10 protein-coding genes are annotated in these 12,990 nt (G+C 36.3%); 8 read left to right on the top strand and 2 right to left on the bottom strand.

Translation table 11 applies throughout. The features are described from left to right. Positions 1 to 2: 2 nt before the first annotated feature. Both rfbB and rfbD read left to right on the top strand, forming a co-directional pair. A complete protein-coding gene (rfbB, locus tag NSQ54_17225; GenBank protein WYP26047.1) occupies positions 3 to 1,022 on the top strand; it encodes a dTDP-glucose 4,6-dehydratase in 1,020 nt (339 codons plus the stop codon). After that, positions 1,015 to 1,872, top strand: coding sequence for a dTDP-4-dehydrorhamnose reductase (gene rfbD / locus NSQ54_17220; protein WYP26046.1), 858 nt, complete (start codon positions 1,015 to 1,017; stop codon positions 1,870 to 1,872). The genes rfbB and rfbD overlap by 8 nt, the downstream gene beginning before the upstream one ends. Positions 1,873 to 2,121: 249 nt before the next feature. On the opposite strand, the gene NSQ54_17215 is transcribed toward rfbD, so the two are convergent. Beyond that, complete coding sequence (locus NSQ54_17215; protein ID WYP26045.1) at positions 2,122 to 2,667, bottom strand: DUF2812 domain-containing protein; 546 nt, start codon at positions 2,665 to 2,667, stop codon at positions 2,122 to 2,124. Between the two features lie 658 nt (positions 2,668 to 3,325). Between NSQ54_17215 and NSQ54_17210 the strand changes: the two genes are divergently transcribed. From NSQ54_17210 to NSQ54_17195, 4 genes are all read left to right on the top strand, one after another. Then, positions 3,326 to 3,907, top strand: a complete 582-nt coding sequence (locus NSQ54_17210) for a hypothetical protein (protein ID WYP26044.1) — start codon at positions 3,326 to 3,328, stop codon at positions 3,905 to 3,907. Between the two features lie 195 nt (positions 3,908 to 4,102). Beyond that, the gene (locus NSQ54_17205) at positions 4,103 to 4,885 is read left to right on the top strand and encodes a hypothetical protein (protein WYP26043.1); all 783 of its coding nucleotides are present in this window, start codon (positions 4,103 to 4,105) and stop codon (positions 4,883 to 4,885) included. Between the two features lie 12 nt (positions 4,886 to 4,897). Then, complete coding sequence (locus NSQ54_17200; protein ID WYP26042.1) at positions 4,898 to 5,575, top strand: DUF6782 family putative metallopeptidase; 678 nt, start codon at positions 4,898 to 4,900, stop codon at positions 5,573 to 5,575. 38 nt (positions 5,576 to 5,613) lie between these two features. After that, entirely contained in the window at positions 5,614 to 6,741 is a 1,128-nt protein-coding gene (locus tag NSQ54_17195; protein ID WYP26041.1) for a rhomboid family intramembrane serine protease, read from the top strand. A 3-nt stretch (positions 6,742 to 6,744) separates the two neighbouring features. Here the strand turns inward: NSQ54_17195 and NSQ54_17190 are convergent, their stop codons facing one another. Next, positions 6,745 to 7,689 (bottom strand): hypothetical protein, encoded by a 945-nt coding sequence (locus NSQ54_17190; GenBank protein WYP26040.1) that lies wholly within the window; start codon positions 7,687 to 7,689, stop codon positions 6,745 to 6,747. Positions 7,690 to 8,476: 787 nt separating this feature from the next. Here NSQ54_17190 and NSQ54_17185 point away from each other — a divergent pair. Further along, positions 8,477 to 10,267, top strand: coding sequence for an LPXTG cell wall anchor domain-containing protein (locus tag NSQ54_17185; protein ID WYP26039.1), 1,791 nt, complete (start codon positions 8,477 to 8,479; stop codon positions 10,265 to 10,267). A gap of 87 nt (positions 10,268 to 10,354) precedes the next feature. Then, positions 10,355 to 12,949, top strand: a complete 2,595-nt coding sequence (locus NSQ54_17180) for an LPXTG cell wall anchor domain-containing protein (protein ID WYP26038.1) — start codon at positions 10,355 to 10,357, stop codon at positions 12,947 to 12,949. Positions 12,950 to 12,990 lie beyond the last annotated feature (41 nt).

Genomic DNA, 12,990 nt, shown 5'->3' with positions numbered 1-12,990 from the left:
AAATGAACATTTTGATTACTGGCGGGGCTGGATTTATAGGAAGTAACTTTGTTAAATATATGGTACGTAAATACCCAACTTATCAATTTCTAAATGTAGATCTTTTAACTTATGCAGGTAATTTAGAGAATTTAACTGATATTGAAGAGCATAGCAATTACAAATTTGTAAAAGCGGATATCTGTGACAAAGCTCTTATGACAAGTCTTGTTGAAGAGAATAAGATTGATACAATTATTAACTTTGCCGCTGAATCACATGTGGATCGAAGTATCAGCAACCCTAGTATTTTCGTTCAAACTAATGTAGTTGGAACTCAGGTACTTTTAGATGTAGCAAAGGAACAAGATCTTACTAAGTTTGTACAAGTCTCTACGGATGAAGTGTACGGTTCTTTAGGTAAAGAAGGCTATTTTACTGAGGAAACACCGTTACAACCAAACAGCCCTTATTCATCAAGTAAAGCCGGCTCAGATTTATTAGTTAGGGCATACTACGAAACATTTGGTTTGAACGTAAATATTACAAGATGCTCAAATAACTATGGTCCACTTCAATTCCCAGAAAAATTAATTCCATTAATGATCTCAAATGCACTTGAAGGAAAGCCACTTCCTGTTTATGGAGATGGGCAGAATATAAGGGATTGGTTGCATGTAGAGGATCATTGTTCAGCCATTGACCTTGTATTACATGAAGGTGAATCCGGAGAAGTATACAATGTAGGTGGTCATAATGAACGTACAAACATTCAAATTGTCGAGACCATTATTGAAGCGCTAGGTGCTTCTAAAGACCTTATCACTTATGTAGAAGATAGATTAGGGCATGATCGTCGTTACGGAATCGATCCAGAGAAATTAACGTCTGAACTTGGATGGAAGCCTAAGTACAATTTTGAAACTGGTATTAAAGAAACGATTCAATGGTACCTAGATAATCGTGAGTGGTGGGAGCGTATTAAGTCCGGTGACTATATGGACTATTATGCTAAACAATATGAAGGTAAAATAAATGTCTAAGAAGGTCTTAATTACAGGGGCTGGAGGACAATTAGGTAATGATCTTGTTAAGCAATTTGCTAGCCAAGGCTACGAAGTATTCGGTTTAAGTCGAGAAGAACTTGATATCACGAATCAAGAGAAAGTAAAAGAAGTTTTCTCTAATATTAAGCCAGAGATAGTAATTCATTCTGCTGCCTATACAGCGGTAGATAATGCTGAAAACGACCAGGAAACTGCCTATTTAATAAATTCAATAGGCAGTAGAAACATAGCAATTGAAGCAGATTGCTACGGATCCAAGTTGGTATATGTTAGTACTGATTATGTTTTTAATGGTGAAGCTACAGAACCTATTAACGAATTCGAAGCAGTGTCGCCATTAGGAATATATGGAAAATCTAAACTTGCAGGTGAACAATACGTAAAAGATTTAAGTAATAAATTCTTTGTCGTTCGTACTTCCTGGGTGTTTGGGTTAAATGGAAACAACTTTGTAAAGACTATGCTTAAACTATCAGAGCAGAAGGATGAGCTTGGTGTAGTAAGTGATCAAATAGGAAGCCCTACTTACACAGTTGATTTGGCACATGTTATTAATGAACTTGTCAAAACTGAAAAGTACGGTACATATCATGTGGCTAACAATGGAAGTTGTAGTTGGTATGAGTTTGCTAAAGAGATATTTAAATTAAGTAATAAATCAGTAAAAGTAAATCCTCTAACATCTGAGGAATTTCCTAGGCCAGCTAAAAGACCGGCTTACTCAGTGTTTGATCAGATGAATCTGAGATTAAATAATATTAAAGAAATGCCTCATTGGAAGGATTCATTAAAGAGGTTTCTTCAAGAGTATAGTACTGCCAAATGATAATTGAGTAAAAAGAGGCTGGAATATAACTATCTTTTGATACAAAAAAGATCTCGTCCACTTGAAAAAAAGTGAATGAGATCTTTTTTCTCTATCTTTATAGATTAAGGACATCGCCAAACCAGCAGCGGTGTGATTTCTCATGTTAACCGCCATTAAGGTCGTTTCTTAACTTCTCTTTACTTTGTAGTGTTTGTTAATTGAGGGTTAACAATCATTGGTGTTGTGAAGTAAACAAATTCCCTAGTCTTAAATAATCGATTTATAAACTTTCCGATGTTTAATATAGTCCATTAAGTATTTAAAGCTCCCAAAAAGGGTGAGTAGTCCTACGCCTCCAAAACCTGCCCATCCATAAATTGAATAAAGCAGAATACAAATAAGGAAAACGATCAACGTGCTAAAAAATGTCATCAGAGATGAATGCATTTTTCTACTCTCTCTACCTTTAAATGATTGAGAATCTGAAAAAATTACTTTTGATAGATTGATGCTTTCTGTGTAAAAAATGTGTTTAGAATAGCTTTTATTTTTAGAAACAAGTATCCAGCCGGAATCCTCGGAAATTTCCTTGTATTCTTCATATTCGCTTACTGCATTAAATTCCCTATAATCTACTTTAAATATAATGTATTTAGTTTTTAAATTTCTTTTAAATACGTATGTATTATCGGACACGACTTCAGTTCCATACTTTATTAACATCCAACCAGCGTCAGACATTTCTTTTAACCATTTCTCTTCCTCTTTAAAATTAGAGAATGTTTTGGAAATCTTTTTTACTTTCTCATTCATATTGTATCCTCCTGATTTGATAATATCTCATTGGTGAAGTTTAGTAATTTTTGATACCTTTTATATTCTACAAGAACTAAATCCTTGCCATCTTTAGTTATACAATAAATTTTCTTCCTTCTCTGTCCATCTTCACTCAAAGTTGCAATTAATTTCTGCTTTTCTAAATTCTTTAACACGCCGTAGAGTGTTCCTGGAGCAATGTCATAATTATTTCCACTAAATTTGCTTATTTTCTTTATAATTCCATATCCGTGCATAGGTTTATGGAACAATGCTAATATAATTAGATAGGTTGGTTCAGAAAGTGCTGTATTAATTATTATCGCCCCCGATATATTGACTGTCGATATATATATGTGCTATCACTCAATATATCGATAGTCAAGGTATAGTGATTCTCAGTTAGACTCGAACTTAATAAAGAGTAGTTAATTTCTCTTAAAACTAAATTTTAATTGGACGATATAGTGGAGAGCAAATAAGAATATTGTCAGAAGGTTTTTCTTGCAATAGGAGAGTCATTAGCTAAGCTATTTTACTTACTATACCCTGAAATACACTCTAAATGTATACCTTTTATGTAATTATATTATTAAAAAAGGTATATATATGTAGTTAGTTGACCGATCTAATTACTAGTATAGGGGGTAGAAACATGCTTGTTAGTATTACATCAGCATATGTCGGATCAAAATGTGCTGACTTTTATGAGAGTATCCTTTCGAATAATGAAGAGAGAGCTACCATTATTCAGAGTGAAATTTCAGTATTGATTAGAGATATGGAACCGGACGATAAAATAATCTCTTATTTTTCATTATTAATGTATCGCTATAACGAGGTGTTTAAACGATCAACTTTAGATATTAGGAGATTAAAAGAGACTAATATGTTACATCCATATTTAAGATATATGTACTTTTTTCTTAGAGGTCAGCAAGACGTAATTGAGGAACAATACGAAACTGCTTTTCAATCTTTTATTAAAGCTGAGGCATTACTGGATCGAATCCCTGACGAGTATGAGAAGGAAGAGTTTTATCTTAAAGTAGTGGAGCTTTTTTACGGTATGAACCAGTATGTCAGGGCAGCTTTGTACTTAGAAAGAGCATTAGACAAGCTCTCAATGCAAGACAGGCAATTTGAACAATTGGTGAGGGCTCTTTTAGAGAATGTTGAACTATTGATTGAACCAAATACTCAGTTTAAAGAACGTTATCAGGCAATCTCACAATAATTAATTTTGGTACGTTCGGTATGATCTATCTCTAAGGATAACTTAGGGATATTTTTTTAGGTGAGACTCATGCGAATTTAGTATATTTCGAATTACATATTTTTCTACCGAATTTTATAGTATAATTTGGATAATTAAAAGTAAGTAAGACCTAATACATTAGTGGTCTCTTAGTCTAGTGGGGTGAACATATATATGCGTCGATTTTTCTGGAGGATGTTTCATAGCTGGTGGTTGTTATTGTCACTGGTGCCGTTTGGGTTAACTAGTTTTCTTGCTTTTTTCTATGTTGGGTTTATGGCAAGGCGTTTAAGGTGGAAAGTGTATGGTGTGTTGTATACCTCAATTCTATTCTTCTTTTTTTATGCCCCTACCTCCGGAGCATGGAGTATGGTTTTATTAATTAGCTGGGTCATTTCCATAGTCCATCTTTTTGTGATTCGAGCCCCTTATTTAGAAACATTGGAACGAACAAACCGTAAGAAAAAAAAGCGAACGATTAAAAAGTCGAAGCCTGTGAAGAGGTGGGAAACGACAACAGTAAGTCCTCCAATTAAGCCGAAATCTGAAGTTAAGCCGCAAGTAGCTATTCAACCAGAAGTCGCAATCAAACCTGTGACGGTTGAAAGAAAAGATACTAAATCCCCTGTGTTTAAAAGGGACCTAAGGGAACAAGCAACTACACCTAAAAAGAATATCTTCCATACGAAAGAAAAACGCTTGCGAAAGGAACTAAGAGCACACATTCTCACGCACTCTAGCTCATTAAGGCTGATTAAGAAAGTCTTTGATCAGACAGGGACACTTAACCATATGATTTTAGTGAGTTTCAAAGAAAAGCTTATTAGAACGCTTAGGGCAAATGATGAATTCATTCAGTACTCTGATCGTGAACTTGAACACATCATAGAAGATGAGACAAAAAAGATTCTGAAGAGCAAGGAATTTCATTCAAACTATATTAGGGGACTCATATAGAGGAGAGAGCAGATGGATAACACCTATGAGGAAGCCAAGCAGCTGTTTGCGAACGGCACACTTACATACAATTCGATGACTGAGCAAAATCTTTTCTCGCATGCGAGATTCAAAATTAAGGTGAACGGAAGAGTGGATCATTTTACACAGAGTACGTTGTTTGAGAATTATAACCGGATCGCAGAAAACTTAAAGGTCTATCCCACAGTCTCTATCTATCCTAGAAGCTATGAACTTCCAGGTGGAATGGGTGGTTTCTATCATCCGGATCGGAATCATATTGAGCTTCTTGACCATTATTATTTAATTAGTATTCTTTCACATGAAATGAGACATGCGCATCAATACTTTTATTATCCGGATTTATATTACGCGACATCGTATACTTCTGCTAGTGAGTATATCAATTGTTTTGTTGAACGAGATGCACGAGCGTATTCGATGGATTACTGTAAGGCTTTAAAGTATTGGGAAGAGATCGATTCGTTAAATGAAGAGGAAGACAGGTATGAAAGAATTTTAATGAATACACTATCGCCTTCAGAAGTAGGAATGAATGAAGCGTATTTCAAGGAGAATCCACGCGTTGGTGAGAGTGTCCCGAGGAACTATCATACCATGGAACAACAACCTAAAGATAACGTAGTTGAGTTTAAAAGGAAAAGAAGAAGACGGTTTTGGAGAAGGTAATTTAGTTTAATTGAAGTATAGACAAGGAGATTACGCTTATGTTCTCATTCATCGACTCAGCTACTTTAAAATCTTATTTGCGCAGGTTTCCTTCCGTCATCTTTTTTGTACTATTGATAAGTAGTGTGTACCTATGTATCAACCTTTTACGAGATGGCTCTGATCGAATGGCTATCACTTTTGGAGCGATCCAATTGGGAGGTGACCCGTTTGAACAGTGGTACCAGGTGGCCTCTTATATCTTTGTTGAAACGGGTGGGTTCTTTCATTTCATTGTTATGCTTACGGCTATTATTTTCATTGCACCACCACTTGAGCGAGTCTATGGATCTGTTAAATTTACTTTATTATTTATAGTCACTGGAATGATTGGAGGTTCTTTTCTTTTTACCTTACCGCTGGATGACGTTGTCGGAGGAGCTAGCATTAGCTTACTTGGACTAGTCGGCTTGCAGATCGGTCTGCTCCTTAGAGGTAAATCCATGATGAACTCGAATCACAGTCTTTTTATGTGGCTATCGGTTTTTAGTATCGTGGCTTACACCTATGCGTTCCCTCAGTTTCCTTGGATCTCTTATCTCTCTTCACTGATTAGTGGTCTAGTCTTCTCAGTAATTGTACAGCCTCAATCGTTTGCTCAACTATCCAAGAGCAACCCCTATATCGCTATGCTCCAAACGGTCTTTGTTGTAGGTATGTTATTTTTCATGCTATTTGTACCTATGTATCTCACTGAACCAACAAATCATTTTGGAGATGTCACGCAACATGTGAAAGATAGACTAGATACAGTATCTACTTTTAAGGATGAACAACTTGATCGTGTTAGCAGCCTTTTTGATTCCTCTAATCGTGCAAGTGCTACTGAGGAAGAAGAACCTCCTGAGGAAAATGAAGCTGAACAAATCGATCATATGGTTGTAGCAGCAGAATTTCTAGGAGAAGGAGAGCCTGATTTAGCTATAGCTGAATTAAAAAAGGTGAAGAAATCATCTGCTGAATACGAAGAGGCTCAGTACCAAATTGAAACAATTAACCTAAATCTGTATTTGGAGCAACCAATGGAGACTGATTATAAAGAGCTCCAAAAACGAACAGAACATTATAAAGGAAGCACCGTGCATTTTTACGGCAAGCATGTCGTTGTGTGCTGCTTCCTTAACTAAAGACTAGTCTAAGTAATGATGAATCAAATAATACGTACGATCTTTCGTTTCCGTTGCAAGATAATCCATCCCTTGTGATCTTTCTACTGCTACATCGGCTGGCATGTCAGCAAACGTACTCTCTTTCATATTAATCCAATCAATTTGTTCTGATCTTAAATTCTCAAATTCAACTTCAGGCATAATTCCTTGTAACTCATCCCAAACCCCTTGTAGCAAGCTATCCCATTCTTCATAGTATTGACCATAAAAGCCTGGTTCTGTGTCCTGTTCATACAGTTCCTTTGCTTCTGCCATGATACCCGCCTCTAGTTCATCTGCATAACGCAAATACGAAGCTTGGAGTCCCGTTTCAGAGGTTCCTTGGTTTGAACTTGAATCCTCACCTACCTTTTCATCTGCACTTGCCTCTTGACGTTTCTCTTCTTCTTTTTCAGCTAACTCTTTCTCTTCTTGTAGTTTCTCTTCTTCTTTAGCTGCTCGCTTTTGCTCTTCTTGATACTTCTTTTCTCTTTCCTTCGATGCGGCAGCCTCTTCTTTTTCCTGCCTTGCCTTTTCTTCCGCTATCTCTTTTGCAATATTGTCTACTCTAATTAATTCATATGAGTCTGGAATTCCATTACCATTCTCAATAATGATTTTATCTTTATTTTCAAAGTATCCCTCAAAGAGGAACTCGCTTTGTCCAGAACTTGGATCAGTGTAATCTATAATAAATCGATCATTTTGAGTATTTGTTAGACGATAATCAATACTCACGGGGTCATCATCAGAAACCTCTCGGTGAATCATTCGCTCATCTGAAATCTCTAGAAATAACTCAATCTCTTCATATTCCTCTGGTACAACCTTCCACCCTCCAAGAATCTTTTCTTCATTTGGTCCCCCGCAGGCGACTAATACTAATGTAAATGTTAGTCCAGCGAAGATTTTACGTATCGGATTCATAGGCTATCTCCATTTCTATATCACTTATTTCTTCTACTTTCTTTATCGTACATTATACAGTATTAGTTAAATAATGAAGTTCTCATATTTAATATTATATATTGTATAAAAAGATAATTAAATCAATATTTAGATGAGTTTAAGTGTGTTGTTGTTTTAGAAGCTTCGTTCTTATAAGAGTGCAGAGAGCTTTTTGGAATCGATTTCGAATAACAATGAGTGAACAAATCTTACAACAATAAAGTAGTGGAATTGTATGAGCGGGTGAATCAATATAGCACAGCTTTATACTACTTGGAAAAAGCAATAGAGATGTTCTCAAGAAATGAGTGTTATAAGAAGTTAAAGCAATCTGCGAGCACGATGTTGACGGAGATTAAACTGATTTTGATGAGAGAGGAGAATTAGAAGTTCGGTATAAAGCAACTATACTCTGATCTTAAATAAACATCTCTAGGGATGTTTTTCAGTTAGCTAAATTTTCTAATAGCTTTACCTTAACATACTACGATCGTTAAATTACATGATTTTTTAGATTGTTTATAGTATAATTTGGATAATTATAAGTTATTAAGAACTGTTATTTTGGTGGGCTCTTAGTCGAGTGTGGAAATATGTATATTCATATGTCAAAGCGGAAGAAAATTATTGAAAAAGATCCTTATTATACCGATAGTATGTATGTAAGCATTAAATTTGAGAATAAAGGAGTGATCGTGAAGCGTTTCATTAAGAAATGATTCATATGGTTTAAATCTTTAACTAACGAAAGGTTGCAGGTGATAGGATGTTTAAATTACATAGTTCTAAGATTTTATTTACGTTTGCTATGACCATCGTGTTGTTCATGTTGCCACTACAAGGCATGAAAGCAGAAGAGCTTGTCGATGAAACAGATTTAGTAGATTTGGAAGAGACTGTTGAATTTGATGAAGAAGAGGACGTATCAGACGAGGTAGTGACGGAGGAACAGACTGAATTAGAAGAAATAGTAACAGATCTAAATGATAAGCAAGAAGGTAATCTTGAACAATCAGATCCAGAACAACAAGTAGATGATGAAAAAAGCAATGAGGAGAAAAAAGAAAAATCTTCTCCGACTGTCCAGTTTAAAGATGCGAAGCTGGAAGCACTTATTGCAAAAGAACTTAACACTAAAGCCCCACTAACTGAAGAGGACCTTTTGACATTAGACACTTTGTCATTATACGGTGACAAGTCAGAAACAAAGATAAAATCGCTAGAGGGCATTCAATACGCAAAGAATTTAACTCAGATTGGTTTGGAGAATCAGGAAATACAGGATCTCTCACCGTTGTCTGACTTAACTGGACTCATTGCAATTGTTTTTAATGGTAACAAGATTGATGATCTCTCCCCATTAGCTAATTTAAAGAAGGTAGGGCTATTATATTTAGAAGATAATAACATTAGCAATCTTACACCTTTAATTGAAATGAATTCAAATAATGGACTTTGGCAAATACTTCTTACCAATAACAACATTACAGATATCTCTCCTCTTCAGCAGATTTCATGGGCAGATAAGAATAAGAGAATAAGAATGCTTGGAAATTCGGTTGACGATGATCGGACCATTCAACACTTAATCTCAGATGGTATATACGTTCTATCGTACGAGAAGAATGGAATATCGTATGAATATATTAGTGAACGAGGACTATGTGAACTGAATAGAGAGACCTTTGAGTGTAAGGATAGTTATTCAAGGATCGACATGTTACATCTAGTAAACACATTCCCAGCTGCTCAAGGATTTGTAGTCAATCATGCAGGGGAGGTCTCCGTTTTTGATCACTCAGAGGTTAAGTTAAGTGCTAACCAATTGAGCCATCTTATTGAAAATAATCTGCCTCTCTCCATTGTAAATGAGAAGGTTCAATTAGATATTCCATCTTCCGTATTCAATAACCAAGATGAGGAAGTAACAATTACTCTCAAGGAATTGGATAGAGTTGATAAAAGTAAAAGCTCCGTCTATGACTTCTCGATTCAACAAGGTCATTCAAATATCAGTCAGTTTGATGAAGGAGTCACTTTAACTTTTGATGTAGAAGCAGGAGCAAGCGATCCAAATCAATTAAAAGTACATGTTTTAAATGAGAAAACAAATGAGTGGGAATTGATCGGTGGTGCGTACTCAGATGGAAAGGTATCAGCTGTTACCACCCACTTTAGCACGTTTTCTGTATTTGATGTGAGCAATGAAGAAGAACAGGATTCTGTTGTGACTACACCAGACAACCAATCAAAAGGTGACACCAAATCTGATGAGATAAGTTCTGAAAATCAAGATGAAATCTCTAATAAGAGTATGGATAAGAAAGTAGTGGAAGCGAAAAAGGAAACCGAAGAAACGTTATTACCCAACCTTAAAAATGAATCACTCAATAAAGGAAGTGACCGAACGAAAGAAAAAAATGCGAACCCGAAAATAGAGGAATTACCAAAAACGGGTGAAGTATATCCTATATGGTCAACGATCGCAGGAATTTTAGCATTACTTTGTGCACTCGGTTTAATCGTTTTCCGAAAGAGACGTAAAGAAATGCATTAAACATAAATACATTTATTGGTAATCCGAAGGATCGTTTCTCCAAAGAAGTCCAATTTACACTATTTTATAAACTAGGGGATGGCGTATTTGAACAAAGCAACTAAGTTAACAGTAGCAACCGTATTAGCATTAGGGCCAGTTGTGGCACCGGTATCTGCACATGCAGAAAAAGTTGAAGAAATGGACAGTATAACAATCGAGCAATTAGTTGATTATGAGAATGTACTGGATGATGAGCAAGCAGAGGTCCTTAAAGATGATGAGGACCATGAAGAGCTGCTTGAAGAATCCGAGGTAGAGAATAATGAGAATGTAGAGGCAGATAAGGAGAAAGAGATCCTTATAGATGATGAGGATTATGAAGAGCAAGTTGAAGAATCTGAGGTAAAAGATAACATTGAACATCCGGTCGTAGAAAAAGTATATGAAGAGTACCAATACGAAGAAGATATAAAACAATTCGATGAGGTTGAAGAAGAAAGTATTGAAGGTAAAACACTTCCTGCGTCCGAACAAGATATTAATGGTGATAATTTCTTAGAGGATAGGCATGTACGTAATTATGTAATTGAGCAGCTGAAAATTAATGAAACTCTTAGTTGGGATTATCCAGAAGATGGTAAAGTAACTGAATCCATGATCCATGACTTAACGTCATTGCATATCGGTTCTACTTACTCTGTTGATAACACGGTTGATTTATCTTTTCTGGAGCATACTAAAAACTTAACTCATCTAAATTTAGAAGGCGTTAAAGCGAAAGACTGGTCACCTTTAACAAATAGCAAGAATTTAAATTCATTTGGCTTGATGGGTGTTAGGATAGATAACCTCGATTTTCTGCAAGGGTTAAATCTTAGTGAACTTTCTATAGATTCATCAATTGTAAAAGATTGGTCTTCAATTAGTGAATTTACTTTGAGAACCTTTTTGACCCCGTATAGTAATTTTAATGATTTAAATTTAATTAATTCGAATGAAAGTTTAACTAATTTAGATATTAGACACACAGAAGTAAAAGACATTCAAAGTCTCGTCCGTTTTAAGAATCTTGAAGTTTTGGCCGTTGGAGGGGTTGTTAAGCAATCTGATTTAGATATGATTGCTTCTATTGAAAGTCTTAGATCATTAAATGCATCTGAGTCTAATCTAACAGATGTAAGTATGTTTGCTAATACAAAGCTTACCGAGATCATTCTTCACCACAATGAAATTTCTGATATTAGTGCTTTATCTCATATTGAGACTATAAAGATGCATAGTCAGGAAATAACTCTAGATCCTGTCATGATGGATGATGACGCAACTGAACTAACAATTGAGGATCCAATTAAGGGTACTGAAAGTATGCTTATGTTAGATGATGACTCACTGACAATGGAAGGGATTAAAAAAGGTCAATCAGCAGTATACTTTCGATTTGCACTATATGGTCCGAATGGGAGTATCTTTGTTGGTTTAATAACTGTACCTCTAGTTTGGGGAGACGAAAACATTGAAGAAGAATTCCCTGAGAAAGATGATGTCACTCCTGTAGCACCAAACGTAAAACAAGCTAAGTTTGTTGAAGCAGCAAGTGCAGACAAAGTAGCAGTAGAGGTGGAGTTAGACGGTGATGTTTCTGAATTTGATAAAGTGATCGTGACATTAAAAAATAAAGAAACGGGTCACACTGTAACCTCTGAAGCAACCATTCGAAAAGAAGCTGTTGCAAACGGTATGTCATTAGCTGGATTACGTGTTGGATTTATGACTCCATTTGCAGCGGATGTTGTGAATGAGCGTTATGTGATTGAGTTTGACCGTACGCAATTTAATCCAGGTGAATATGAGATTGCGTCAGTTTCATTTGTTACGACAAGTGGAGAAACCATTGGAGGGTCTGAGCTGCCTAGTGATGGTGAGACTGGAACTGTTGTCGTAGAAGACGTGGAAGTGGAGGCTCCTGTGAAAGAGGAAGAAACTTCTGAAGTACCAACTGAACCGGGAACAGAAGAAGGTACAGAGACAGAGGAAGAAGAGTCTGCTGAGGTTCCAGCTAAACCAGGAACAGAAGAAGGTACAGAGACAGAGGAAGAAGAGTCTGCTGAGGTTCCAGCTAAACCAGGAACAGAAGAAGGTACAGAGACAGAGGAAGAAGAGTCTGCTGAGGTTCCAACTGAACCAGGAACAGAAGAGGGTACAGAGACAGAGGAAGAAGAGTCTGCTGAAGTACCAGCTGAAACAGGAACAGAAACTGAAGAGGATGATGTTGAAGGTGCTACTGGTCAAGAAGGCAAGGATGACGAGTTAGGTAGTGAAACACCTGTTAGTAACGAGGACGACAAAAAGACTGAAGATAATCAAACAGGTCGTGATGTCACTGAAGGTGTTAAAGAGACAAATACTGAGGTAGGCACTAAGGCAACTGAGGATGCGATTAAGCAAAATGAAGAAACCGATCTAGAAGTGACTGAAACGGTGGAAGACAATGAATCTAGTAAGGGTGACCTTGTTTTGAATACAGATACATCGGATCGGAAAGAAACGTCTGAGGTTAAAACAAATAACAAAGATTCAAACAAAGAAAGCTTGCCACAAACAGGTGAAGCATATCCTATTTGGATGACTATGCTAGGCATTACTGCTTTACTAGGTGCGTTAGGTTTAACAGTCGGTCGTAAAAAACGTAAGGAAGCTTAAACGATAGAGAGTCCATCTCTAGGGGAGCCTAGGGATGGTTT

Source organism: Alkalihalobacillus sp. FSL W8-0930 (assembly GCA_037965595.1).
GTDB lineage: Bacteria > Bacillota > Bacilli > Bacillales > Bacillaceae_D > Alkalicoccobacillus.
This window is presented reverse-complemented; position numbering and strand designations above follow the sequence as displayed.

Coding starts and splice junctions, on each gene's coding strand:
- NSQ54_17190 (WYP26040.1), bottom strand. CDS start 7,689: ATGAATCCGATACGTAAAATCTTCGCTGGACTAACATTTACATTAGTA.
- NSQ54_17210 (WYP26044.1), top strand. CDS start 3,326: ATGCTTGTTAGTATTACATCAGCATATGTCGGATCAAAATGTGCTGAC.
- rfbD (WYP26046.1), top strand. CDS start 1,015: ATGTCTAAGAAGGTCTTAATTACAGGGGCTGGAGGACAATTAGGTAAT.
- NSQ54_17200 (WYP26042.1), top strand. CDS start 4,898: ATGGATAACACCTATGAGGAAGCCAAGCAGCTGTTTGCGAACGGCACA.
- rfbB (WYP26047.1), top strand. CDS start 3: ATGAACATTTTGATTACTGGCGGGGCTGGATTTATAGGAAGTAACTTT.
- NSQ54_17215 (WYP26045.1), bottom strand. CDS start 2,667: ATGAATGAGAAAGTAAAAAAGATTTCCAAAACATTCTCTAATTTTAAA.
- NSQ54_17205 (WYP26043.1), top strand. CDS start 4,103: ATGCGTCGATTTTTCTGGAGGATGTTTCATAGCTGGTGGTTGTTATTG.
- NSQ54_17185 (WYP26039.1), top strand. CDS start 8,477: ATGTTTAAATTACATAGTTCTAAGATTTTATTTACGTTTGCTATGACC.
- NSQ54_17195 (WYP26041.1), top strand. CDS start 5,614: ATGTTCTCATTCATCGACTCAGCTACTTTAAAATCTTATTTGCGCAGG.